This window comes from Streptomyces sp. NPDC088254 (assembly GCF_044740925.1).
In the GTDB taxonomy this organism is placed as follows: Bacteria; Actinomycetota; Actinomycetes; order Streptomycetales; family Streptomycetaceae; genus Streptomyces.
The window spans coordinates 124,379-148,761 of the sequence record NZ_JBIURQ010000014.1 but is presented as its reverse complement, the minus strand read 5'-3'; the positions used below and the strand labels follow the sequence as shown (position 1 = coordinate 148,761).

The window sequence follows — 24,383 nt, the reverse complement described above, 5'->3', positions numbered from 1 at the left end:
TGGCAACAGCGTTGCGAAAGTGGGCTGCATGACTGCTGGCACTCCCCTCCGCGTGGGCCTGATCGGCTACGGCCTCGCAGGCTCCGTCTTCCACGCCCCGCTGATCGCCGCCACCGAGGGCCTCTCCCTGGACACGGTGGTCACCTCCGACCCCGAGCGGCAGGCGCAGGCCCGCGCCGAGTTCCCGGACGTACGCGTCACCGCGACCCCCGACGCGCTCCTCGCCCGCGCCGGCGAGCTGGACCTGGTCGTCATCGCGTCCCCGAACAAGACGCACGTGCCCCTCGCCACCGCCGCGCTCGAAGCGGGCCTCCCGGTCGTCGTCGACAAGCCGATCGCGGGCACGGCGGCGCAGGCCCGCGCACTGGCCGCGCTCGCCGAGGAGCGTTCCCTGCTGCTCTCGGTCTTCCAGAACCGCCGCTGGGACGGCGACTTCCTCACCCTGCGCAAGCTGCTCGACGAGGGCGCGCTCGGCGACGTGTACCGCTTCGAGTCCCGCTTCGAGCGCTGGCGGCCGCAACCGAAGGGCGGCTGGCGGGAGTCCGGCGACCCCGCGGAGATCGGAGGTCTGCTGTACGACCTCGGCAGCCATGTCGTCGACCAGGCGCTCGCCCTCTTCGGCCCCGTCGCCTCCGTGTACGCCGAGTCGGACGTCCGCCGGCCTGGCGCGGAGGCCGACGACGACACCTTCATCGCGCTCACGCACACCGGCGGCGTCCGCTCCCACCTCCACGTCTCCGCGACGACCGCCCAGCTCGGCCCGCGTCTCCGGGTGCTGGGCTCGAGCGCCGGCTATGTGAAGTACGGCCTCGACCCGCAGGAGGCGGCCCTGCGCGAGGGCCTGCGCCCCGGGGCGGGCTGGGGCGAGGAGCCCGAGTCCCTCTGGGGTCGGATCGGCGCCGGGGAGTCCCCGCTGACCGGCGGCGGAAGCCCCGTACCGACCCTCCCCGGTGACTACCCGGCCTACTACGCGAAGGTGGCCAGGGCGCTGATCGACGGCGGGCCCAACCCGGTGACCGCCCTCGAGGCGGCTGCCGCCCTCGACGTCCTGGAGGCGGCCCGCCGTTCGGCGCGAGACGGAGTGGTGGTGTCGCTGTGAGCCACGAGTCGACCCCCAGGTTCACCCCGGAGATCACCCCGACCCTGGAGGAGCTGCAGGCCCAGGAACGGCGGCTGGTGTTCCGCCGGTTCACCCACGACGACGCCTGGGCGCTGGGTTCCCTGCTGGTGGAGCTGGCCCGGGAGCGCCAGGCCCCGGTTGCGGTGGACATCCATCGCGCGGGTCAGCAGCTCTTCCATGCGGCCCTGCCCGGCTCCACCCCCGACAACGACGCCTGGATCGCCCGCAAGCGGCGGGTGGTGGAGCGCTACGGCGTCTCCTCCTACCTGGCCGGGGCCCGCTTCCGCGCCAAGGGCACGACCTTCGAGGACTCCTCCCGCCTCGACCCCGACGTGTACGCGGCGCACGGCGGCTCCTTCCCCCTCCATGTGGAGGGCGTCGGCGTGATCGGCGCGGTGACGGTGTCCGGCTTGCCGCAACTGGACGACCACCGGCTCGTGGTGGAGGCGCTGGAGGAGTATCTCGGGGGCCGGCGGCAGGAATGAACGCCGGGGCCGCCGTCGTTGACGCCTGCCATGAAGGAGATCATCGGACGGTACGGAATCTGGAGTGTCGGCCTGCGCTCGGAGGACCCGGCCCGGCGCGGCGAACTCGCCGAGGCGGCAGCGGAGTTGGAGGAGCTCGGATTCGGCGCGCTCTGGCTGGGCGGCAACAGCTCCGCCGCCAACGCGCTGCCGCTCGTCGAGGCGACCTCGAAGATCGTCGTCGGCACCAGCATCCAGAGCATCTGGCAGCACGAAGCGGCTGACTCCGCCGCGCGTCTCGCCGAGCTGGAGGCGGCTCACCCCGGCCGGTTCGTGCTGGGCCTCGGGGTGAGTCACGGCCCCCGGGTGGAGGGCTACCGCCGTCCGTACGCGGCGATGGTCGGCTACCTCGACGAGCTGGACGAGGCCGGCGCCCCCGCGGACTCCCGGATGCTGGCCGCCCTCGGCCCCCGGATGCTGGAGCTGTCCCGGGACCGGGCCGCCGGCGCGATCCCCTACCTGGTCACCCCCGAGCACACGGCCCAGGCCCGCGAGACACTCGGCGAAGGGCCCGTGCTGGCCCCGGAGTTCAAGGTCGTCCTGGAGACCGACCCGACCCGCGCACGCGCACTCGCCCGCACCGCGCTGGCCCCGTACCTGGCCCTGCCGAACTACACCAACAGCTTCCTGCGCCTCGGCTTCTCCGAGGACGACCTCACCGGCGACGGCAGCGACCGCCTGATCGACGCGCTCTTCGCCTGGGGCGACGAGACCCGCGTACGGGAACGGATCGACGCGTTCCACCAGGCGGGCGCGGACCACGTAGCCCTGCAGATAGTGGACGAAGCCCCACGGAACACCCTCCCCAGGCAGTCCTGGCAAAGGCTGGCAAGCCTCCTGACGTGAAAGTCGACCGCTTCGGGCCGGGTGCGTGGGCGGCCGGCGGGGCCGCGGACCCTGACCTTGTCCAGGACCAGGATGAAGCGGGTCTGTCGGCGGCCCGCCCCTCGGTCAGGTCGAGGGACAGCGGGCGGCAGCCTCGCTCGGCAGCGAGATAGATCTTGCTGGTCAGGCCGCCGCGCGAGCGCCCAGCCGGGCCGCCCTCGGGCGAGCACCGGCTCCGGCAACCACGGCCCCGCGTGCTGCTCGCGCTGCACACGGGCCGAGGTGATCCGGTTGAGGCACAGGTTGGTGACAACCCCGGCGAGCCGCGCCCTCGGGTGATCGATCACCACTCGGTCGGTGCTGCTCCAGCGCGGATACGTGTCCTGTACCGCATCCTCCGCCTCCTCGGCGGAGAATGCCCCGGATCTCGCCACCGGGGTTCGACCCGCGCAAACCGCCCCGCTGTCCGGCTCATCAGGCCCTCGAACGCCTCCTGCCGGCGGGTGCCGATCTCGTCCGGACGATCGACGCCGGCCACCTGTCTCCTCGGCGCCCCTCACCATCGAGATCACGATCTACGGCTGGAGTAATCCAAGGGGCGCGGGGCCCTATCCATCAGCCGCTCCGCCGCAGGGCGCGACCAGCCCAGGACGGCCCGCACGCTGACCACAAGCCCAGTTCCCCGCGCACCCCAGCCCAGTTCCCCGCGCACCCCAGCGGAGCGCTCACGCGTTCTTCAGTTCCTGCCGCTGACGCCCCAGCCCCCCGATCTCCAACTCCACCACATCCCCCGCCCGCAGGAACGGCTTGGGCTCGGGCAGCCCGAGGGCCACCCCCGCGGGCGTGCCCGTGTTGATGACGTCACCGGGGTACAGGGTCATGAACTGGCTGATGTAGCGCACCACTTCGGCGACCGGGAAGATCTGCTCGGCCGTCGTCCCGTCCTGCCTCAACTCGCCGTTGACCCAGAGCCGTAGGGACAGCGCCTGCGGGTCGGGCACCTCGTCGGCGGTGACCAGCCACGGCCCCAACGGGTTGAACGTCTCGCAGTTCTTGCCCTTGTCCCAGGTCCCGCCCCGCTCGATCTGGAACTCCCGCTCGGACACGTCGTGCGCGACGGCGTACCCGGCGACATGGGTGAGCGCCTCCTCGGCCGACTCCAGATAGCGGGCCGTACGCCCGATGACGACGGCCAGCTCCACCTCCCAGTCGGTCTTGGCGGAGCCGCGCGGCACGAGCACGGTGTCGTACGGCCCGACGACGGTGTCCGCCGCCTTGAAGAAGAGCACGGGCTCGGCGGGCGGCTCGGCCCCGGTCTCTCGGGCGTGGTCGTGGTAGTTCAGCCCGACGCACACGATCTTGCCGATCCGGCCGACCGGCGGCCCGACACGCAGCCCGGTCGCGTCCAGCGCGGGCAGCTCGCCGGCCTCGGCAGCGGCGCGGACCCGGTCCAGGGCCTCGTCGTCGGCGAGCAGCGCGCCGTCGACGTCGTCCACGATCCCGGACAGGTCACGCAGGGTCCCGTCGGCGTCGAGCAGCGCGGGCCGCTCCGCACCCGCCGTACCGACTCGCAGCAGCTTCATGGTCATCGTCTCCCTGGGTGCGGGCCGGCCGCCGACGCGTGCGGTCGTCTGAGGTCTGCCCGATCCTTCCGACCGGCGGGTCACCTCACAAGACCCGGTTCACGTACTGGACCGCGCGCTGTCGCTCCCCGGCCGGTACAGCACGGCGCGTTCGACGGCGCTCCAGGCGGTGCTGGTGATGACGTACAGCGCGGCGGCCAGCGGCACGACGGCCACCGTGACGAGGGTGAAGAACGACAGGAACGGCATGACCTTGGCGACGGCGGCCGTCCCGGGCACCTCCTCGCCGGCCGTGGCCCCGGTCGTCGCCGCTACGGTGGCCGCCATCCGCTGCGAGAGCCGGTAGTTGAGGGTGGCGACCGCCGTGACGACGGCGAACAGCACGAGATAGACCAGCCCGGCCGCGCCGAACGCCCCGCCGGCGGTGAGGGCGTCGGCCCAGCGGTCGCCGAGGGGTGCGTCGAGGAGCCGGTGGGTCAGCAGGTCGTTGGTCTCGCCGCCGACCGACGAGTGCGAGAAGACGTAGTAGAGGAGCAGGAAGGCGGGCGCCTGGAGCAGGCTGGGCAGGCAGCCCGACAGCGGGGACACCTGTTCCTTCGCGTGCAGTTCCAGTACCGCCCGCTGGAGTCGCTCGGGATCGCGCGCGTACTTGCGGCGCAGTTCGGCGATGCGCGGCTGGAGCGCGGCCCGCGCCTTCTGGCCTCGGGCGGCGGCCCGGGACAGGGGGTGGACGAGCAGTCGTACGAGCGCGGTGAACAGGACGATCGCGGCGGCGGCCGCGGAGGCGCCGAAGAGGGGCGTGAGCAGATCGGCGAACCGCTCGACGAGGTGGACGAAGGCGGACAGGAGAACGGACATGGGTGAGGAGCCCTCCGGGGGTCTCGTCGTGCCGGGAAAGGTGCGGTCGGCATGACGGCCCCGCGCGGGGCGCACACGGGTGCGGGTGTGCTGAGGCGGTGCTCGTGCCCTACGCGACGGCCGTCGGCGGGGCGAGACCGGGCGCCCTGGGCCTGGACCGCCCGGAGGCGTCGGGATCACGCTGCGGCAGGAAGGCCGTACGCCGGTCCCGGTCGCGGATGGCCGTACGTACCCGGGTGGGCGCCACGGCCGGCGCGCAGCGGGCGGCGACGACACGGCACACGGCGAAGGCCGCGCCGGCGGCGGCCGTCGCGGTCGCGGCGAGCGCGACGGTGACGGAGAGACCGCCGGTGTCGAGGAGCAGGGCGAGGCCGAGAAGGACGAACAGGAACGAGGCGACCGGGCTGGGAAGGGGACGCGGAAGCACGTTCCGCATGCCGGTCCGCCGACGGATCACTGCCCTCCCCCTCACTCTCAAGTAGCGCCCCGCGGCCACCTCTTCGGCCCCTCTGGCACTACGGGTACTACCTGTATACCCGATCGCGCAGGTGTTCAGGGCAGCCGAGTGGCGATCAGTGTCGCCCACACCACCAGCCGGTATCTGGAGGTGTACTCCGGCGTGCAGGTGGTGAGGGTGAGGTAGTGGCCGGGACGGTCGTACCCGTAGGCCGGATGGACCAGCGACCGGGGCACGGGCCGCAGGACGCCCGCGTCACGGGCCGAGGTCTGCGGCAGGACGAGATCGACGGCGTACGTGTACGTCCCCGCCGCCGTCCGCACCTCGACGATGTCCTCGCGCCGCAGCCGGTTCAGGTACCGGAACGGCTCACCGTGGCTGTTGCGGTGCCCGGCGAGAGCGAAGTTCCCTTGCTGCCCCGGCTGTTGGGTGCCGCTGTAGTGACCGGCGTACCCCTTGTCGAGGACACCCCGCTTTCCGGTGCCCTCGGCGACGGGGACGCGGAGGTGCAGGCGGGGGATGCTGAGGACGGCGTAGGCCTGGGAGGGAGCGGGACCGCGCCCGCCCGAGGAGGACGGCCCCGTACCGCCCGGGGAGGACGGCCCCGCCCCGCCGCCCGCGTCACTCCCCGAACTCCCCCCTGGGCCGACCCGGTTGAGCGGACCGTCACCGTCCAGCCCCTCACCTGCGCCACCGGGAAGACCCCCACCCCCGGACGGGCGGCCCCCCGCCCACTCCCGCTCCAGCGCCTCCACCCTCCGCTCGGCGCCCTCCCGGGCCTCACGGTTGGTCCACCACAGCTGATGGACGACGAACAGCAACCCCAACACACCTGCCGTGACGACGAGTTCGGCGCCGCACCACAGCACGCGCCGACGTCGGGCGCGCCGCCGCCGCACACCGTGCTCGACGACGGGAACCCGCATACGGATCACGCCCCTCCCCGACGGGCCGGCCGACCGAGCGCACGATAGAGCCGAAGGCGAGAGGTCTCCAGACCCGCACCCGCGGGGCTCCTCCCGTACCCCCTTCCTCAACCGGTTGGAGAAAGGGGTGCCGGGACTCTCGACAACACCGTGCGCCACGCCCGATGCTTCGTGACGCGCATCGAGCGACGCGCATCCCCCCACCAGGAACCACCCAGTCCTGCACTCACATCCCCCCGCGAGCCGCCGGTCCGCCCGCAACGGCGGGCCCGACTCGGTCGAGTGAAGCGGAGAAGCCGAATGATCCGACGCAGAACACTGCTGGCCGCCACGGGCGGTGCGGTGCTCGGCAGCGCCCTGGCGACCGGCACGGCCCACGCCGACGCGACGATCGCCGTCAGTCCCTCCACGTCGTACGGCACTTGGGAGGGCTGGGGCACCTCGCTCGCCTGGTGGGCCAACGTCTTCGGCGCCCGGAACGACTTCGCCGACCTGTTCTTCACCACCGGCTCCGTGACGTACAACGGCACGGCGCTCCCCGGCCTGGGCCTCACCCTCGCCCGCTACAACCTCGGCGGGTGCAGCTGGAACACGGTGAACGGCGAGTCGATGGCCGTCTCCCCGAACATCCCCCGCTTCAAGCAGATCGAGGGCTTCTGGCAGGACTGGAACAACGAGGACCCCGCCTCCTCGGCCTGGAAGTGGACGGCGGACGCCAACCAGCGGACGATGCTCCAGAAGGCGTCCCAGCGGGGCGCGACGACCGAGCTGTTCGCCAACTCCCCCATGTGGTGGATGTGCTCCAACCACAACCCGTCCGGGGCGGCGAACGGCGGCAACAACCTCCAGTCCTGGAACTACCGCCAGCACGCCTCCCATCTGGCGGCGACGGCCCTGTACGCCAGGAACAACTGGGGTGTGAACTTCGGGACGGTCGACCCCTTCAACGAGCCGGCGTCGTCCTGGTGGACGGCCACCGGGACGCAGGAGGGCTGCCACATGGACCCGGCGGTCCAGGCGGCCGTACTGCCCCACCTGCGCAGCGAGTTGGACAAGCGCGGTCTGACCGGCGTCCGTATCGCGGCGTCCGACGAGACAAACTACGACACCGCCCGCTCGACGTGGTCGTCGTTCGGCTCCGCCACCAGGGCCCTGGTGAACCAGGTGAACGTGCACGGCTACCAGGGTTCGGGCGGCCGCCGGGACCTGCTCCACTCGGACGTGGTGACGGCGTCGGGCAAGAAGCTGTGGAACTCGGAGACGGGCGACAGCGACGGCACCGGTCTGACCATGGCGTCGAACCTCTGCTACGACTTCCGCTGGCTGCACCCGACGGCCTGGTGCTACTGGCAGGTCATGGACCCGTCGGCGGGCTGGGCCATGATCGCGTACGACGCGAACACGCTCCAGCCGACGACCGTCCAGACCAAGTACTACGTGATGGCCCAGTTCAGCCGCCACATCCGCCCCGGCATGCGCATCCTCGACACCGGCGTGAGCTACGCGGCGGCGGCCTACGACCCGACGGCCCGCAGGCTGGTCGTCGTCGCCGTGAACACCTCCGCGTCCGCCCAGACCCTGACCTTCGACCTCTCCCGCTTCTCCACCGTGACCGGCGGCCCGGGCGGCCTGGTCCCCCGCTGGAACACGGTCACGACGGGCGGCGACCGGTACCGGGCGTACACGAACACGTACCTGAGCGGGAAGTCGGTGGCGGTGCCGTTCGCCGCGAAGACGGTGCAGACGCTGCAGGTGGACGGCGTGACGATCTAGGAACCCACCGGCGGCCGGACGGCCGCCCGACCGCCCGGCAACTGCCCGGCCTGCGGGTCTCTCCTTTGTCACCGGCGGGCAGTACGGTGTCGGTCATGCGCCCCGACACGCCTGCCGAGAACGTCGACCACACCGCCGAAGCGGCACGCCTGGAGCGGACCGCCGGCCTGTACCCGGAGGACGCCGAAGCCCTGCTGCTGCAGGCCGCGGCCCACCTGGAACTCTCCGGCGACCGCCCCGCCGCGACAGCGCTCTATGACCGCCTGCTGTCCTCCGGGGCCCCGTTGGACGAGCCGCACCTGATCAGAGCGCTCAAGGCGTCGAACCTGTGGGAGTACGGCCACGAGGCCGAGGCCCGCGCGATCATCGACGGAATCCGGGCGACGGCCCCGCGCGACGCCGCCCCGTGGGTGATCGTCGCGGAGTCCCTTGAGGCGCACGACGAGCTGGAGGCGGCGGAGAAGACGTTCACCGAGGCGGCGCGGCTGCTGCTCACGGACGTGCCGGAGCCCCCGCACTCCACGCACCCCCTCCTCTTCGGCCGCCACCGGGTGCGCCGCATGCTGGGCGCGGCCCACGACGAGTGGGACACCCTGGCCGACACCCTCCACTCGGCCCCGGTCTCCCTGGACGAACTGCACGACCCCAAGCGAGTGTGGTCCCTGGGCTCGGACAACCCGCTGGAGCTGGAGGCGGAGATCTCCCGCCTGCGCGCGGAACTGGGCGCCTACCGGGAGGCCCTGTCCCGCCCGTTCCCGGTGGCGGTCCTGCACTGGCCTGCCGGCGAACTGGCGGAGCTGGTGTCGGCGTACCCGTCGCTGTCCGAGGAGTACCCCTCCCACCCGGACCACCTCGCGACGATAGAGGCCTCCCTCCGCGAGCTGTCGGCCTCCGGCACCCCCAACCTGGGCATCGTCACGGGCACGGTCCCCTCCTACGAGGCCTTCGCCGCCTCGGAACTCTCCTCCCCCACCGACACGACCCTCCTCCCCCAGTACGCCACCACCCTGGCAGCCCGGGGCCGAGCGGTGTCCTGGCCCCCGGAGAGGGGCGCGTCCTGCTGGTGCGGCTCGGGGGAGACGTACGCGACCTGTCACGGGGGAGACGCCTGACGTCCCGTCCACCCAACGCCCTCACCGCCCGGCCCACCCCGGGCGGTCCACCGGTTCCCTTAACAGCGGTTACCTCTTCCCTGAGCCCCACTTGTCAGTGGCTGCTGTTACAACAGACACACGCCAGCACGAGTGATCGTGCGCAGGGACTACGGGGAGCAGGGAGCAGACTGTGGCGGTATCCGGGGGGCGGTCGCAGCCGATCGCAGGAGTCTACGAGAAGCTGATCACACACGACGTACACGCCGAGCTCGAAGAGTTCGAGGCGGCAGGCTGGAAGGCCATCGACGCCGAGGTAAGCCCCGAGTCGTCTCCTCACGTTCTTGCTCGCCACGTCGGTGAAGCCGTCGGACGCAAACTGAGTCAGTTGCCGCCCGCTCAGCGAGTCGCCGCGGCCAACCGCATCTTGCAGTCCCTGGCAACGCCCGGCGACCCCGACACAGAGGCAGCGAGTGTCCTCGTCGAAGGGCCCCGCCAGCTCCTGGCTCTCGCCGAACAGGAAGCCCCGGGCGTCTACGCCATGCGCCCTCTCACACCGCTTTCCGAGACTTCGCTCATCACGAACTCTCCGGAAGACCCGAGCCTGGGCGCCGAACTGCGAGCAGAACTGGCCACCGCCGACAGGATCGATCTGCTCTGCGCCTTCGTGAAGTGGTACGGCATCCGCGTCCTGGAGGACTCCCTACGCGCCGCGAAGGAACGCAACGTACCGATCCGAGTCATCACGACGACCTACATCGGAGCCACCGACCGCCACGCTCTTGATCGACTCGTCCGCGACTTCGGCGCCGAGGTCAAGGTCAACTACGAGCTCCGTTCCACGCGTCTGCACGCGAAGGCATGGCTGTTTCGTCGCAACAGCGGCTTCGACACCGCCTACGTCGGCAGTTCCAACCTGTCGAAGGCCGCGCTGCTGGACGGGCTCGAGTGGAATGTGCGCCTGTCGTCGATCGCCACGCCCGCCGTACTCGGCAAGTTCGAGGCGACCTTCGATGCCTACTGGAACGACATCGCCTTCGAACCGTACGACCCGGATCAGCACAGCGAACGCCTTGATCATGCCCTCGCCCAGGCAAGCGGCAATGCATCCATCTCGGACCTGAAGATCAACCTCTCAGGTCTGGAAGTACGCCCGTTCCCCCACCAGCGCGACATGCTCGAACGTCTGCGAGTCGAGCGTGAGATACGAGGCCGCGACCGTAACCTGCTCGTCGCGGCCACAGGCACCGGCAAGACCGTCATGGCCGCTTTGGACTACCGAGGGCTGGCCAAGGACCTCGACGTCAAGCAACCGCGCTTGCTGTTCGTGGCTCACCGCAAGGAGATCCTTCGACAGTCCCTGCGGACGTACCGGGAGGTCCTTGATGACGCTTCCTTCGGCGAGCTGCTACACGGCGGTCAAGAACCGCAGGGTTGGGATCACGTCTTCGCCAGCGTCCAGTCCCTCAACGTACGGCGCTTGGAGCAGCTGGACCCTGACCACTTCGACATCATCGTCATCGACGAGTTCCACCACGCCACCGCCGCCACCTACCGGCGCGTCATAGATCACTTCCAGCCGAAGCAACTACTGGGCCTCACCGCCACGCCTGAGCGGATGGACGGGCTCAATGTCCAGGACGAGTTCTTCGATGGCCGTATCGCTGCGGAGATGCGGCTGTGGGAAGCCCTCGAGAACGACCTCCTGTGCCCCTTCCACTACTTCGGCATCCCCGACGGCACAGACCTGACGAACCTTGGATGGACCAAGGGCAGTTACGCGGAATCCGAGCTCGGGAACCTCTACACGGGCAACCAGGCACGCGCCCGTATCGTGCTCAAGCAGATCCGAGACAAGGTGTCCAACCCCGGAGCGATGAAAGCCCTGGGGTTCTGTGTGACCAAGGCACATGCTCACTTCATGGCAGACTTCTTCCGTCAGGCCGGCTTCCAGGCCGTGGCTCTGGACAGCGACTCACCGGCCGGAGAGCGCGCCCAGGCGCTTGCCGAGCTGCGCGACGGCAAGCTGCAGGTCATCTTCTCCGTGGACCTCTTCAATGAGGGCCTCGACATCCCCGACGTCGATACGCTGCTGCTCCTGCGCCCCACGAACAGCGCGACCGTCTTCCTTCAGCAGCTTGGCCGCGGACTGCGCCGCACAGAGACCAAGCCGGTGCTCACCGTGTTGGACTTTATCGGCCAGCACCGGGCGGAGTTCCGCTTCGAAGAACAGTTCCGCGCTCTGACCAACCTCTCTCGCAACCGACTCGTCGACCACATCGAGCATGACTTCCCGCAGCTGCCCTCCGGATGCCAGATCATCCTGGAAGGCAAGTCCAAGGACCTCGTGCTCGACAACATCCGCACCCAGCTCGGGGCCACCGTCAAGACGCTGGTCAACGAGGTGAGGGCGTACGACACACTGCGCCTGGCCGACTACCTCCGCGAGAGCCGGCGCGAGATCAAGGAGCTCTACAAGAGCGACAACTCGTGGACGAGCGTGCTTCGGCGGGCAGGCATCGTCAAGGACATTGAGCCGTCCGGCGAAGCAGCGCTCCTCAAGCGGGTCCACGCCTTCCTTCACGTCGACGATCCCGACCGGGCCAAGGCCTACCTCCGCCTCCTGAGCGACGATGCTCCGCCGTACGAGACGCTGGGCTCCACCGACCAAACCTACGCCCGCATGCTGTTCTTCAACCTGTGGGACAACGCCGGTGGCTTCACGAGCTACCAGGAGGGCCTCGCTTCCCTCCGCGGCCAGGTGGTCTTCCGCGATGAGCTCCGTCAGGTCCTCTCTCATGTCCTGGAGCAGGCCGACCACTTCCCCCTTCCCCTACCGGACAGCCACCGAGACATCCCTCTCAAGGTCCACAGCTCGTACAACCGCTCCGAAATCCTGGCCGCGCTCGGTGTGGCACGGTTGGGCGGCCAGATGCCTCGCTCCTTCGCTCAAGGCGTCCAGTGGGTAGAGGAGATAAGGACCGACGCCCTCCTCATCACGTTGGAAAAGAACGAGAAGGACTTCTCTCCTACGGTCCGCTACAAGGACTACGCCCTGAGCCCCACCCTCTTCCACTGGGAGTCGCAGAACGCGACAGCCGAGACCTCACCAACCGGCCGTCGGTATCAGCAGCACGAAAAGCAGGGCAGCCACGTCCTGCTGTTCGTTCGCCGCTACCGGAACACCGACATCGGCAAGTCACATCCTTGGATGTTGCTCGGCCCTGCCATCTACCAGCAGCACACGGGCAGCAAGCCGATGGCGATCACCTGGCGCCTGAAGCACGAACTCCCGGCTGACGTGTGGACGTACTCCGCAATCGCCGCTGGTTAGGAGTTCCACGGCTCGGGTTAGGGCGTATCGGGCCGCGGCGTAGGTCGTTGTCGGCGGCTCCGCCGGTTGTAGGCCGGCGGAGCTGCGACGGGGTCGGTTGGGTCAGGGGTGGGGGGTCAGTTCTGCCACGCCGAAGAGGAGGGCGTAGCCCGGGGGGAGTTGGGAGAGGAGGCGGGTGGTCAGGGGGGTGTCCAGGAGGGGTGGGAGGGCGCTGAGGACCGAGCCGGCGTGCCAGCGGGCCGTGGCCGGGGTTGCTCCCTCCAGGTGCGGGGTGAGTGATTCGACGAACTCCGCTGCCTGCGCGGGATGTCGGGCGGGGGGTTCGGATGCGATCAGGGCCGCCGCCCTTCTCGGGAGCGCGTGGGCCAATGCCACTCGTTCGTCGCCGGTGATCTGGCTGCCCAGGGCGGCGAGTACGACTCGGGTGATGTGCTCGGCTTCTGCGGTCGTCGGATACCGGCCCGCCTCACGGACCGCTTCGATCAAGTTCGCCCAGGTGACGCGGGGCTGAGGGGGTGTTCGCCTGTCAACGTGCGGCAGGACCGGGGACGGGATCAGCGTTCTTGTCGGCTGTCGTGTGGGCGTCGGGCGGGTGTTCGTCGGCGTCATCGTCATGGTGGATGTGGGTTGCGCTCTCCGTTCGGGGGTGCGGGCAGGGGAGGCGCGTCCTGCAGCCCTGGGGGCCGGGGGTCGTAAGGGGGTCCGGCCGGGGCGCCCGGGGGTGCGGGACGCGCCTCGGTGGTTCAGCTGTTCAGCTGCCTGCGGCCCGTGTCGCCGCCCGTGATCTGGATGCGGCGGGGCTTGGCCTGCTCGGCCACCGGGATGCGCAGGGTCAGGACACCGGACTCGTAGGAGGCGTCGATGCGCTCCGTGTCGAGGGTGTCGCCCAGGAACAGCTGGCGGGTGCAGACGCCCGTCGGGCGCTCGGCGACGATGAGTTCCGCGCCCTCGGGGGCGGGGGAACGGCGTTCGGCGCGGACGCTGAGGACGTTGCGTTCGACGTCCAGCTCGATGGTTTCCGGGTCGATGCCCGGGAGGTCGAAATGGACGAGGAAGTCGTCACCCGAACGGTAGGCGTCCATCGCCATCGCGGCGGGGCGGTTGGTCGTGGCCCCCAGGACCTGCTGCGCGAGCCGGTCGAGATCGCGGAACGGGTCGGTTCGCATGAGCATCACAGTCCACTCCTCTCTTCAATGATGTCGGTGCGATGCCCTACGGGTACTTATATAGCTCGGAGGAGGAAAGTTGACAAGCCTGGGCTCATGTTCGGAGTGGCGGTTCGTCAGGGAGCTAGCCTCGCGGTGACTACTACAGCGTGGAGGTGTGAGGTCATGGCTGAGAGTTCTGGTGCCCGGGTTCCCGGTGCGGTGATCGCCGCGGGTGGGCTCGTCGGCGGGTACGGGGTGGCCCGGTGGACGAAGAAGCGGCCGCTCGGCGGTGTCGTGCTGGCCGCCGCGGGGGCCGCCGCCGCGCGGCAGTGGCGGCAGCGGGCCGGCGGGAAGGCCGCGGGGGCGCTGAGTGTCGCGTACGTCGCCGCCTTCGCCGGGTCGCATCCGCTGGCCAAGAAGGTGGGCGCCTGGCCGTCGGTGTTCGGGGTCGCCGGGGCCGTCGCGCTGGCGTCCTGGGTCGTGGCGGACCGGCGCGGCTGAGGCGGGACACGCAGGCCCCACGCCGGGTGCCGGTGCGATGACCTGCGCTGATGCGCGTCTTACGAGGAGTACGGCGGGAAGGTCGGCTGCGGCGGGTACGCGGCGTACGGGGACGGCTCCCCGAGAGCCGGCGGCGGGGCGGCGAGTACGAGCCATGGTTCACGTGTTCGCATGTGCCACGGCCCGTCACCCTAGCCGATCATCGACCGGCTGCGGGTCATGCTCCCGTCAGGCCACCGGCCGCTCCCCGCGGAACGCCTTGCGGTAGCCCTGGGGGCTCGTTCCGACGACGCGGCGGAAGCGTTCACGGAAGGCGGTCGGTGAGCCGAACCCCGCCTGGGCGGCGATGCGTTCGACCGGGTGGGCCGTCGTCTCCAGCAGGTGCTGGGCCCGCCGGATCCGGGCCCGGTGCAGCCATTGCAGGGGCGTCGTCCCGGCCTGTTCGCGGAAGCGGCGGTTGAGGGTGCGGGTGCTCATGCCCGCGTGGGACGCGATCTCGTCGAGGGTGAGGTCGCGGTCGCAATGGTCCTCCAGCCACCGCAGCACTGGTTCGAGCGTGGCCCCGGCGGGCGTCGGCGGCATGTCGTGGACGATGAACTGGGCCTGGCCGCCCTCCCGTTCGAGCGGCATGACGCACATGCGGGCGGCCTGGGCCGCGACGGCGGAGCCGTGGTCCCTGCGGATCATGTGCAGGCACATGTCCAGCGCCGCGGCGGCGCCGGCGGAGGTGAGGAACTGGCCGTTGTCGACGTACAGGACGTCCGGGTCGACCGTCACCTTCGGGTAGCGCTCGGCCAGTTCACGCGCCGCGAACCAGTGGGTGGTGGCACGCAGACCGTCGAGCAGGCCGGTGGCGGCGAAGAGGAACGCGCCCACGCAGATGGAGGCGATGCGCGTGCCGTTCGCCGCGGCCTCGCGCAGCGCCTCGGTCACGCCGTCGGGCAGCGGGTCGGGCGGCTCCTCCACGCCGGGCAGGACGATCGTGTCCGCCTGAGCGAGGGCCTCAAGGCCGTACGGCGTCCGCACGGTGAACGGTCCCGCGCCGACCTCCCCCGACGGGTACGGGGAGCAGACCCGCACCCGGTACGCCTCCCGGCCGTCGGGCAGCCGCACCCAGCCGAAGGCGTCGACCGGGACGGACAGATCGAACGGGACGGCCCCGTCGAGGGCCAGAACGGCGACGGTGTGCATGGCCAGAGCGTAGAGCGTGGGCGGGCGGCGACCCGGGGGCGGCCCGGCCCCCTGGCGGAGTGGGTGGCACTCCGGCCCCTCGGCTCCCCTGGCTCCCCCGGCTCCCCTGGCTCCCCCGGCTCCCCCGGCTCCCCCTGGCGAGAATCCGGTGGCCTCTGGCATTTCCGCCACTTCTGCCGGGTCCACCGCCCGCCTAACGTCGGCCCGTGACCAAGTTCCTGCTCGCTCTCCACGTCCTCGCCGCGATCGTCGCGGTCGGCCCCGTCACCGTCGCGGCCAGCATGTTCCCGCCCGCCGCCCGCCGCGCCCTGCTCGCGCCCGACGACGTGGGGGCGGCCGGGACGGTCCGGTTGCTGCACCGGATCTGCCGGGTCTACGCCGGTCTCGGCATCGCCGTTCCCGTGCTCGGGTTCGCCACGGCGAGCGTGATGGGGGTCATGGGCGACGCCTGGCTGATCGTGTCGGCGGCGCTGACCGTGCTGGCCGCCATTGTCCTCGTCGTCCTGGTGCTGCCCCGGCAGGAGGTGCTCCTGGAGGGCCGCGGCAGTCGCGGGACGACCGTGCGGCTCGCCATGTTCACCGGGGTGTTCAACCTGCTGTGGGCCACGGTGACGGTGCTGATGATCGTCCGGCCGGGGTCCACCACAGGGGCCTGAACCTCAGCGGTTCAGGCCCCCTCCGGGGAGGCGCCGCGCTCGTCTACACGCTCGCCTTCGTGCCGTCCTCCGACGCCGCCGCCGTCAGCGGCTGGGCGACGTCCTCCAGCGAGCGGCGTTCCGCGCCGACCGCCAGGAAGGCCGCGACGAGGCCCGCCGCGCACATGAGGCCCGCGCCGATCTGGAACGCGAGGACCGTGTCGCCGACGTGGCCCGTGCCGGTGAGGTCGGCGAACAGCAGGGGGCCGCTGATGCCGCCGGCGGCGGTGCCGAGGGCGTAGAAGAAGGCGATGGACATCGCCCGGGTCTCCATCGGGAAGACCTCGGAGACCGTGAGGTAGGCGCTGGAGGCGCCCGCCGAGGCGAAGAACAGCACCGCGCACCAGCACGCCGTCAGCGTGGACGCGCTCAGCGAGCCCTGGTCGAACAGCCAGGCCGTGCCGAACAGGAGCAGCCCGGACAGCAGGTACGTCGACGAGATCATGACCCGGCGGCCGACCGTGTCGAAGAGCTTGCCCAGCAGGATCGGGCCGAAGAAGTTGCCGAGCGCGATGACGGCGAAGTAGTAGCCGGTGTCGCCGGTCGGCACGTCGAAGAACGTGGTCAGGATCGCGCCGAAGCCGAAGGTGATCGCGTTGTAGAGGAACGCCTGGCCGATGAAGAGGGAGAAGCCGAGGATCGAGCGCCGGCGGTAGTCGGAGAACACCGTGCGGGCGATCTCCAGGAAGGACACGCTGCGGCGCTGGTGGATGGTCAGCTCGCCCTCGGCCGCCGGCAGCGGCTCGCCCTTCTCCTCCTCGACCCGCCGTTCGATGGAGGAGACGATCCGCTCGGCCTCGTCGTCCCGCCCGTGGATCAGCAGCCAGCGCGGACTCTCCGGGACGTGCCGCCGTACGAGCAGGATGACCAGGGAGAGTACGGCGCCCAGCGCGAAGGTCAGACGCCAGCCGACGTTCACCGCGAACAGGTCCGTGTTCAGCGCGACGATCGACAGCAGCGAACCGCCGACCGCGCCCAGCCAGAAGCTGCCGTTGATCATCAGGTCCACGCGGCCCCGGTACTCCGCCGGGATCAGCTCGTCGATCGCCGAGTTGATCGCCGCGTACTCGCCGCCGATGCCGAAGCCGGTCAGGAAGCGGAAGAGCAGGAACCACCAGGTGTCGAAGGAGACCGCGGTCAGGGCCGTCGCCACGAGGTACACCGCGAGGGTGATCATGAAAAGTTTTTTGCGGCCCCAGTGGTCGGTCAGCCGGCCCCAGAACAGCGCGCCGAGGCAGGCGCCCGCGACGTACAGCGCGGCGGCGATGCCTGTGACCTGGCCGGAGGAGATCGGCAGACCGCTGCCCGGCTCGGACAGCCGGGCAGCGATGTTGCCGACGACCGTGACCTCCAGGCCGTCGAGGATCCACACGGTGCCGAGGCCGATGACGACCGTCCAGTGCCAGCGGGACCAGGGCAGGCGGTCGAGTCTGGCGGGGATGTCGGTGGTGATGGTTCGGCCGGTCTTGGCCTCTGCGGTGGTCATGGGCTCCCTCCTCGTCGAGCGGACCTCGGCACGAGTGCCCGGGCGCTGCCGCTTTAGGCCGGGTGGGGTCAGGTGAGGTTGCTCTCCGCTGTTGAGGTGCTCGGTGTTTCTGCCGACGTTGCTGGGGGCTGCCGCCCCCCAGGCCCCCCAGGCCCCCGCTTCGGCCCTGGACGGGCCTCGTCCTCGAACTCCCCCGGAGGGGGCACCCCCAGACGGGCTGGCTTGCCCTGCGCTGCCGGCGCCCCGCTTCGGGCCTCGTCCTCGAACTCCCCCGGAGGGGGCACCCCCAGACGGGCTGAGTTGCCCTCCGGTGCCGTCAAGCACCGTCCCTTACGCCCCCAGTCCCCTCGCCACCGTGTAGATCACCAGTCCCGCCAGTGAACCGACCACCGTGCCGTTGATGCGGATGAACTGGAGGTCCCGGCCGATGTGGGCCTCGATCTTGCGGGTGGTGTGTTCGGCGTCCCAGCTCGCGACCGTGTCGGTGATCAGGGAGGTGATCTCGCGGCGGTACGTCGTCACGACGTGCACCGCCGCGCCCTCCACCCAGCTGTCCACTTTCCCCTGGACCTTGGGCTCGTGGGCCATCCGGCTGCCCAGGGAGAGCAGCGAGGCGCGGACGCGCAGCCTGAGTTCGCTGCGTTCGTCCTCCGCCGCGGTGACGATCATGGACCGTACGGCGGTCCAGGCCGACGCGATGAGGTCCTGGACCTCGCCGCGCCCGAGCACCTCGCCCTTGAGCCGTTCCACACGCGCGCGTGTGTCGCCGTCGGACTGGAGGTCGGAGGCGAAGTCGGTGAGGAAGCGGTCCAGGGCGCCGCGGGCCGGGTGGGACGGCATGTCCCTCATCTCCGTGCAGAACCGGAGCAGTTCCTTGTAGACGCGTTCGCCGACCTTCTTGTCGACGAACCGCGGGGTCCAGCCGGGCGCGCCGCCCTGGACCGCGTCCATCACGGAGTCGGCGTGCAGGACCAGCCAGTCGTGCGCCCGCGAGACCACCAGGTCGACGGCGCGGCGGTGACCGCCGTCGGCGACGATCTTCTCCAGCATCTTGCCCATGCCGGGGGCGATCTCCCGGGCGTCGGCGCGGCGGGTGATCGCCTCGCCGACCACCGCCTGCACGTCGGAGTCGCGCAGCACGGTCAGCGCGCCGCGCAGCGCGGTCGCCAGCTCCGCCGTCACCCGGTCGGCGTTGCCCGGCTCCGCCAGCCAGGCGCCCAGCCGGCTGCCGATGCCTACCGCGCGCAGCCGCTGCCGTACGACGTCCTCGGAGAGGAAGTTCTCGCCGACGAACTCGCCGAGGGAGATGCCGAGCTGGTCCTTCTTGGTGGGGATGATCGCCGTGTGCGGGATGGGCAGGCCCAGCGGGTGGCGGAAGAGGGCGGTGACGGCGAACCAGTCGGCGAGCGCGCCGACCATGCCGGCCTCGGCCGCGGCCGCCACGTATCCGGCCCAGGCGCCGGCGCCGTGGTGCGCGGCGAGTTCGGCGAGGACGTACACCACGGCGACGAACAGCAGCAGGCCCGTCGCGGTGATCTTCATCCGGCGCACGCCGCGGCGGCGCTCCTCGTCGGCGGCGCTGAAGACGGTCATGGCGCGTGCCGTGCCCGCGCGCCCGGCCGCTCCGGCGGCCGCCGCCTCACCGGCTCCCGGCCGCTCGTCCGCTCCGGCTTGCGTCTGTGTATGCGTCTGCGTACGGTCCATCCGCTCCACCCGTTCCGGTCCCCCACGTCCCACACATGGACATTCTCCCTTCCCGACCGACTCCCGGAACGGAACAGGAGTTCCCTTCGTCTGTCTGTCGGGGAGTTCGACGGCGATCTCCCGTATGCCGTCGGGAGCTTCGGCGCTCCCCCGCCCGAGGAGATTCACCACCGCATGTCCGCCACCCGGCACATCGCCCTGCCGGCCGCCCTCCTCGCCGTGATCGTGTCAGTCTCCGCCGTCGTCTTCCTGAGCGTCGACGCCGCCGACGGCCGTCACGGCGACTCTCCGGGCACGGTCCGCTCGCCACACGGCGCCGCCGCCCCCGCCGGGGTCTGGGTCGGCACCTGGGCCGCCGCCCCCGTGGCCGGCGAGCCGGGCACGGGGGCGACCGGCATGGCGGGCCGCACGGTGCGCAACGTCGTCCACACCAGCGTCTCCGGCACGAGTGCCCGCATCACGCTGTCCAATCTCTACGGCACCCTGCCGCTGCGCGTCACCGCCGCCACCCTCGCCGTCGCGGACGACGGCGGCCCGGCGGCGGCCGACGGCACCCTGCGCCGGCTCACCTTCGGCGGGCGCGGCTCGGTCGTCGTCCCGGCGGGCGGCCAGGCCGTCAGCGACGCCGTCGCCCTCGCCATCCCCGGGGACTGCGACGTGCTGGTCAGCACCTACACGCCGGCCTCGTCGGGACCGGTCACCTACCACCCGTACGCGCGCAGGACCAGCTACGTCGCCGTCGGCGAGCACACCGGGGACACCGCGGGGGACGTCTACACCGGCCAGATCGGCTCCTGGCGCTACCTCACCGCCCTGGACGTGCTCAGCCACGAGGCCGACGGAACCGTCGTCGCCTTCGGCGACTCCCTCACCGACGGCGTCACCTCCACCCCGAACGCCGACCGCCGCTATCCCGACGTGCTGTCCGAGCGGCTGCGCGCCGCCGCCTCCCACGGCCGGGACACGCCGCGCTACGGCGTCGTCAACGCGGGCATCAGCAGCAACCGGGTCCTCGCCGACGGCGGCGGGACGGCGGGCAACGCGAGCGGCATCAAGCGGTTCGCGCGGGACGTCCTCGGCCGTCCGCACGTCAAGGCCGTCGTGATCGACCTCGGCGTCAACGACATCCTGCGCCACCCGGCGGGCGGCGACCCCGACGCGATCCTCGCGGGGCTGCGCACGCTGGTGAGCCGCGCCCACGCCCACGGCGTCAAGGCCGTCGGCGCCACCCTGATGCCCTTCCGGGGCCACCACTCCTACTCGGACGCACGGGAGGCGACCCGGCTGCGGGTCAACGCGGAGATCCGGTCGGGGTCCGTCTTCGACGAGGTCGTCGACGTCGACCAGGCGCTGCACGACCCCTACGACCCCCGTCAGCTGCGGCCGGAGTACGACTCGGGGGACCACCTCCACCCCAGCGACCTCGGCTACCGGCGGATGGCCCAGGCCGTCAAATTGGCGCAGCTGAAGGCGATGGCTCCGGGCCGACTGTGACACGGGCGCCTGCCCGGCTGTCACACGGGCACCCGCCCCGGCAGTGACACGGGCACCCGCCCCGGCTGTGACGCGGGCGGGCCAGGCGGCGGGTCAGTGCTCCCAGTGCCGCCGGCCGTCCCGTCGCCCTTCGCCGAGCTCCCGCCGGCCGTCCCCGCCCTCCAGCCGCTCGCCGTTCGCCCCGCCCGCCTTGCTCCCCTTGCGTCGCTTGCGCTCGATCCCCACGCCGCCCCAGAACGCGAAGCCCGTCACCACCACCCGCGGCGCGCCCCGCTCCGCCGGTACGCCGTCCTCGCCGTGGTCGAAGCCGCCCATGACGCCCAGGCCCCGCACCACGACCTCCACTCCCGGCGGCACGACGACGCTGATCCCGCCCATGATCGCCACGCAGTTGAGGACGACCTCCCCGGCCGCGAAGTCCGCCTCACGCAGGTCGATCTCGCCCCCGCCCCAGAAGGCGACGGTGTTGAAGCGCCGCGGGACCGTCCACCGCCCCCTGCGCTGGAACCCGGACATCACCGCGACGGCCCACCCCGACGTCCCCTCGCCACCGACGATCCGCCCGCCCCAACTGCCCGGCCGCACAGGCTCCTTGCTCATCGACACCGGGGCGGCGCCTCCTGCCGCGGGGAGATCCCGGGTGATCGGAGCGAGCTCGCCGTACGTCCGGGCCCGGTACGCGGCGTCCAGCCGCTCCTCGAACTCCCCCATGTCGAGGCGCCCTTCGGCGAGGGCGTCCCGCAGGACCTCGGCGACTCGTTCACGATCGGCGTCGGAAGCACGCAACTCCGGGGCATCCTCGGTCATGGGCAGCAGCCTACGAGTTCCCGGCGGCGGGCACTACGCGACCGCGCCGCGCGTCGTACGGTGCAGCATCTCGGCGATCACCGCCTCGATGTCCGGCTCCCGCACCGACAGGTCCACCAGCGGGTACCGGGCCGCGACCGCCGCCACCAGCGGCGCCGCCGACTGCGACGCCGGGAACGCCAGCCACTGCCGCGGCCCGTCCACCCGTACGACCCGGGCCGGCGGCGGCGCGTCGATCGGCGGCAGCTCCCGCTCCAGGTCGACGACCAGCAACCGTTCGCTCTCCCCCGCCTCGTGCAGCCCGGCGAGCGGACCGTCGTACATCATCCGCCCGTGGTCGATGACCATCACCCGGGAGCACAACTGCTCGATGTCCTGGAGGTCATGGGTGGTGAGCAGGACCGTCGTGCCGCGCTCGGCGTTCAACTCCCTCAGGAACTCACGGACCCTGGCCTTGGACACGACGTCCAGGCCGATCGTCGGCTCGTCGAGGTAGAGCACCTCCGGGTCGTGCAGCAGGGCCGCCGCGATGTCGCCGCGCATCCGCTGCCCGAGCGACAGCTGCCGCACGGGCACGTCCAACAGCTCGCCCAGGCCGAGGAGTTCGACCAACCGGTCGAGGTTCTCGCGGTAACGGACCTGTGGAATGCGGTACATGCGGTGCGCGAGCCGGTAGGAGTCGATGAGCGGCAGGTCCCACCACAGCGTGGTCCGCTGCCCGAACACCACCCCCATGCGGTGGGCGAGCCGGGCACGTTCGCGCGACGGGTCGATGCCCGCCACCCGTACCCGGCCCCCGCTCGGCACCAGGATCCCGGTCAGCATCTTGATCGTCGTCGACTTCCCCGCGCCGTTCGGACCGATGTAGCCGACCATCTCGCCGCGCGCCACGGTGAAGGAGATCGAGTCGACCGCCCGGACCCGCCGCAGCTCCCGCTTCAGCAGGCCCGTCCTCTTGCGCACGTCGAAGACCTTCTCGACCCGGTCCACCTCGATGAACGCCGAACCCACCGGCTCCGCCCCGTCCATGGGCCTCCTCAACTTCCCGTGCTCCGATACGACCGCAGCCCCGCCCGCCAGGCCAGCCCCGCGAGCACGCAGCACACGACCGCCACCAACGGCGGCGCGAACGCGGCCCCTTCCGGCAGCCCCAGCGGATACGGCCGCCCCAACAGGTAAGCGGCAGGCACCCAGTTGACGAACGCCAGCGGCAACACGAACGTCACCCCGCGCACCAGCTCCCTGCCGAACACCGTCGGCGGGTACTGCAGCAGCGTCTGACCGCCGAACGTGAACGCCGCCTGCACCTCCGCCGCGTCCCGCGCGAGGAACTGGAAGGCCGCGCCCGCCACGTTCACCGCCGAGAAGATCACCGCGCCGCACACCAGCATCACCGGCACCAGCAGCACCTTGACGAGCGTCCACCGGACGTCCAGGGCGGTCAGCGCCCAGCCCAGCACCAGCGCGCCCTGGACGATCCGGGCGACCCGGCGCGGCGCGAACCGGTCCGCGGCGACCTGGGCCAGCACCGGCGCCGGCCGCACCAGCAGCGTGTCGAGCGTGCCGTCACGCACCCGTGCGCCCAGCCGGGACGCCGAGCCGATCGCCAGCTCCGCACAGCCGAAGCTGGTCGCCGACAGGCCGTACAGCAGGGCGACCTCGGGCAACGTGTAGCCGCCCAGGACGTCGACCTGCGAGAACATCAACAGGATCGCCACGAAGTCGAGCCCGGTCACCAGCAGCCCGCCGAGCACCGTCATCACGAACGACGCCCGGTAGGCGAGCGTGGAGCGCACCCACATCCCGGCGATCAGCCGGTAGGCGCGCAGCCCTTCGAGCACCCGGCCGCCCGCGCCCGGCTCCCGGCCTTCGTAGAAGCCGCGGCCCTTCTCACCGGGTCCCGGGCCGCCGTGGAAGCCCCGGCCTTCCTCACCGGGTCCCCGGCCGTCGTACAAGCCCCGGCCCGCCTCACCCGGCCCCCGGCCGGCATGGAAACCGCGGCCCGGACCGCCCTGCCCCGGCACCCCGCCCGCCTCACCCACCCTGGACCACCACCCGTCGCGTCGCCGCCGCCTGCACCGCACGCCCCGCCGCCAGCAGCGCCACCGCCCACGCCGCCTGGAACGCGAAGGCGCGCCCCCAATGGGCCTCCCCCATGAGCACATCGGCCGGCATCTGCAGCTGCGCCGCCCACGGCAGCACCCGCACGACCTCCCCCAACGGCCCCGGCACGGCGTTCAGCGGCAGCGTCATGCCCGAACAGAAGACCCCCGTGACCATCAGCGCCTGGAGCGCGCCCGTGCCGTCCAGCAGCCAGAAACCGCTCAGCGCCACCAGATAGCGGATGGCGAAGCTCACCACCATCGCCAGCAGCACCGCCACCAGGAAGGCCGCCCAGAGCGCCGGATCGGCCGGCAGCGCAGTGGGGAAGACCAGCGCGCCGAAAGCGAACGGCACCACCCCGCGCCCCAGCAGCTGGAACAGCGCCCGCCCCAGGTCGTTCGCCAGCCACCACAGCTGAAGGTCCGCCGGCCGGTACAGGTCGACCGCCACGTCCCCGGTGCGCACCCGTTCCATGAACTCGGTCTCGAAACCGCCGCCCTGGATCGCCAGCGTCGCGTACAGCGCCTGGCCCAGCCACACGAACGTGACGGCCTGCGCCTGGTCGTAGCCGCCGAGCTGCGGCCGCTCGTCCCACAGCGCCAGATACGTGTACACCAGGATCAATCCGAAGACGGTGTTGGTGAACACCCCCGCGGCCGTGGCCGTCCGGTACGTCGCGTACCGTCTGAAACCGCCCGCTGCCACGGCCGTGTACAACCGCACCGCACCCACGGCACCCGTTCCTTCCCCACCCGGGCCCGCC

At 71.4% G+C, this 24,383-nt stretch carries 22 protein-coding genes and 1 pseudogene; 9 read left to right on the top strand and 14 right to left on the bottom strand.

Annotation, left to right across the window (positions count from 1 at the left end):
- Positions 1-28: 28 nt before the first annotated feature.
- The 3 genes from ACIOC0_RS34840 to ACIOC0_RS34830 are packed head-to-tail and all read left to right on the top strand — an operon-like array spanning position 29 to position 2,490.
- On the top strand, positions 29-1,099 hold the full coding sequence (locus ACIOC0_RS34840; RefSeq protein WP_402159950.1) for a Gfo/Idh/MocA family oxidoreductase: 1,071 nt from the start codon (positions 29-31) through the stop codon (positions 1,097-1,099).
- A complete protein-coding gene (locus ACIOC0_RS34835; RefSeq protein WP_402159948.1) occupies positions 1,096-1,605 on the top strand; it encodes a heme-degrading domain-containing protein in 510 nt (169 codons plus the stop codon). The genes ACIOC0_RS34840 and ACIOC0_RS34835 overlap by 4 nt, the downstream gene beginning before the upstream one ends.
- A gap of 30 nt (positions 1,606-1,635) precedes the next feature.
- The gene (locus ACIOC0_RS34830) at positions 1,636-2,490 is read left to right on the top strand and encodes an LLM class F420-dependent oxidoreductase (protein WP_402159946.1); all 855 of its coding nucleotides are present in this window, start codon (positions 1,636-1,638) and stop codon (positions 2,488-2,490) included.
- A 5-nt stretch (positions 2,491-2,495) separates the two neighbouring features.
- On the opposite strand, the pseudogene ACIOC0_RS34825 reads toward ACIOC0_RS34830, so the two are convergent.
- The 5 genes and pseudogenes from ACIOC0_RS34825 to ACIOC0_RS34805 all read right to left on the bottom strand — a co-directional run.
- A pseudogene (locus ACIOC0_RS34825) lies at positions 2,496-2,674 on the bottom strand (IS5/IS1182 family transposase); the annotation flags it as partial.
- Between the two features lie 520 nt (positions 2,675-3,194).
- Positions 3,195-4,052, bottom strand: a complete 858-nt coding sequence (locus ACIOC0_RS34820) for a fumarylacetoacetate hydrolase family protein (protein WP_402159944.1) — start codon at positions 4,050-4,052, stop codon at positions 3,195-3,197.
- Between the two features lie 99 nt (positions 4,053-4,151).
- Positions 4,152-4,898: a YidC/Oxa1 family membrane protein insertase gene (locus tag ACIOC0_RS34815; protein ID WP_402160269.1), complete on the bottom strand. Its 747-nt coding sequence runs from the start codon at positions 4,896-4,898 to the stop codon at positions 4,152-4,154.
- Positions 4,899-5,019: 121 nt separating this feature from the next.
- A complete protein-coding gene (locus ACIOC0_RS34810; protein WP_402159941.1) occupies positions 5,020-5,346 on the bottom strand; it encodes a DUF6412 domain-containing protein in 327 nt (108 codons plus the stop codon).
- 116 nt (positions 5,347-5,462) lie between these two features.
- Positions 5,463-6,293, bottom strand: coding sequence for a class E sortase (locus ACIOC0_RS34805; protein ID WP_402160266.1), 831 nt, complete (start codon positions 6,291-6,293; stop codon positions 5,463-5,465).
- A 300-nt stretch (positions 6,294-6,593) separates the two neighbouring features.
- On the opposite strand from ACIOC0_RS34805, the gene ACIOC0_RS34800 reads away from it, so the two are divergent.
- From ACIOC0_RS34800 to ACIOC0_RS34790, 3 genes are all read left to right on the top strand, one after another.
- A complete protein-coding gene (locus tag ACIOC0_RS34800) occupies positions 6,594-8,066 on the top strand; it encodes a glycoside hydrolase (RefSeq protein ID WP_402159938.1) in 1,473 nt (490 codons plus the stop codon).
- A 95-nt stretch (positions 8,067-8,161) separates the two neighbouring features.
- Positions 8,162-9,178 carry an SEC-C domain-containing protein gene (locus ACIOC0_RS34795; RefSeq protein ID WP_402159936.1) on the top strand — a complete coding sequence of 339 codons (1,017 nt, stop codon included), beginning with the start codon at positions 8,162-8,164 and terminating at the stop codon, positions 9,176-9,178.
- A gap of 172 nt (positions 9,179-9,350) precedes the next feature.
- Complete coding sequence (locus tag ACIOC0_RS34790) at positions 9,351-12,491, top strand: DUF3427 domain-containing protein (RefSeq protein WP_402159933.1); 3,141 nt, start codon at positions 9,351-9,353, stop codon at positions 12,489-12,491.
- 102 nt (positions 12,492-12,593) lie between these two features.
- On the opposite strand, the gene ACIOC0_RS34785 is transcribed toward ACIOC0_RS34790, so the two are convergent.
- Complete coding sequence (locus ACIOC0_RS34785; protein WP_402159931.1) at positions 12,594-12,977, bottom strand: DUF2267 domain-containing protein; 384 nt, start codon at positions 12,975-12,977, stop codon at positions 12,594-12,596.
- A 257-nt stretch (positions 12,978-13,234) separates the two neighbouring features.
- The gene (locus ACIOC0_RS34780) at positions 13,235-13,663 is read right to left on the bottom strand and encodes an Hsp20/alpha crystallin family protein (RefSeq protein ID WP_130436581.1); all 429 of its coding nucleotides are present in this window, start codon (positions 13,661-13,663) and stop codon (positions 13,235-13,237) included.
- Between the two features lie 159 nt (positions 13,664-13,822).
- Between ACIOC0_RS34780 and ACIOC0_RS34775 the strand changes: the two genes are divergently transcribed.
- Positions 13,823-14,140 carry a hypothetical protein gene (locus ACIOC0_RS34775; RefSeq protein WP_130436580.1) on the top strand — a complete coding sequence of 106 codons (318 nt, stop codon included), beginning with the start codon at positions 13,823-13,825 and terminating at the stop codon, positions 14,138-14,140.
- 228 nt (positions 14,141-14,368) lie between these two features.
- On the opposite strand, the gene ACIOC0_RS34770 is transcribed toward ACIOC0_RS34775, so the two are convergent.
- Positions 14,369-15,331 carry a GlxA family transcriptional regulator gene (locus ACIOC0_RS34770; RefSeq protein WP_402159928.1) on the bottom strand — a complete coding sequence of 321 codons (963 nt, stop codon included), beginning with the start codon at positions 15,329-15,331 and terminating at the stop codon, positions 14,369-14,371.
- Between the two features lie 206 nt (positions 15,332-15,537).
- Here ACIOC0_RS34770 and ACIOC0_RS34765 point away from each other — a divergent pair, with 206 nt between their 5' ends.
- Positions 15,538-15,987, top strand: coding sequence for a hypothetical protein (locus tag ACIOC0_RS34765; RefSeq protein ID WP_402159925.1), 450 nt, complete (start codon positions 15,538-15,540; stop codon positions 15,985-15,987).
- A gap of 43 nt (positions 15,988-16,030) precedes the next feature.
- Here ACIOC0_RS34765 and ACIOC0_RS34760 read toward each other — a convergent pair whose 3' ends face one another.
- The gene (locus ACIOC0_RS34760) at positions 16,031-17,512 is read right to left on the bottom strand and encodes an MFS transporter (RefSeq protein ID WP_402159924.1); all 1,482 of its coding nucleotides are present in this window, start codon (positions 17,510-17,512) and stop codon (positions 16,031-16,033) included.
- A gap of 330 nt (positions 17,513-17,842) precedes the next feature.
- Positions 17,843-19,216 (bottom strand): DUF445 domain-containing protein, encoded by a 1,374-nt coding sequence (locus ACIOC0_RS34755; protein WP_402159922.1) that lies wholly within the window; start codon positions 19,214-19,216, stop codon positions 17,843-17,845.
- A 174-nt stretch (positions 19,217-19,390) separates the two neighbouring features.
- Between ACIOC0_RS34755 and ACIOC0_RS34750 the strand changes: the two genes are divergently transcribed.
- On the top strand, positions 19,391-20,710 hold the full coding sequence (locus tag ACIOC0_RS34750) for an SGNH/GDSL hydrolase family protein (RefSeq protein WP_402159918.1): 1,320 nt from the start codon (positions 19,391-19,393) through the stop codon (positions 20,708-20,710).
- Between the two features lie 93 nt (positions 20,711-20,803).
- Here ACIOC0_RS34750 and ACIOC0_RS34745 read toward each other — a convergent pair whose 3' ends face one another.
- From ACIOC0_RS34745 to ACIOC0_RS34730, 4 genes are all read right to left on the bottom strand, one after another.
- Positions 20,804-21,517: a DUF1707 domain-containing protein gene (locus ACIOC0_RS34745; protein WP_402159916.1), complete on the bottom strand. Its 714-nt coding sequence runs from the start codon at positions 21,515-21,517 to the stop codon at positions 20,804-20,806.
- 33 nt (positions 21,518-21,550) lie between these two features.
- Positions 21,551-22,546, bottom strand: coding sequence for an ATP-binding cassette domain-containing protein (locus tag ACIOC0_RS34740; protein ID WP_402159914.1), 996 nt, complete (start codon positions 22,544-22,546; stop codon positions 21,551-21,553).
- An 8-nt stretch (positions 22,547-22,554) separates the two neighbouring features.
- Complete coding sequence (locus ACIOC0_RS34735; protein WP_402160264.1) at positions 22,555-23,319, bottom strand: ABC transporter permease; 765 nt, start codon at positions 23,317-23,319, stop codon at positions 22,555-22,557.
- Positions 23,320-23,551: 232 nt separating this feature from the next.
- Positions 23,552-24,352, bottom strand: coding sequence for an ABC transporter permease (locus tag ACIOC0_RS34730; RefSeq protein WP_402159912.1), 801 nt, complete (start codon positions 24,350-24,352; stop codon positions 23,552-23,554).
- Positions 24,353-24,383: the final 31 nt, after the last annotated feature.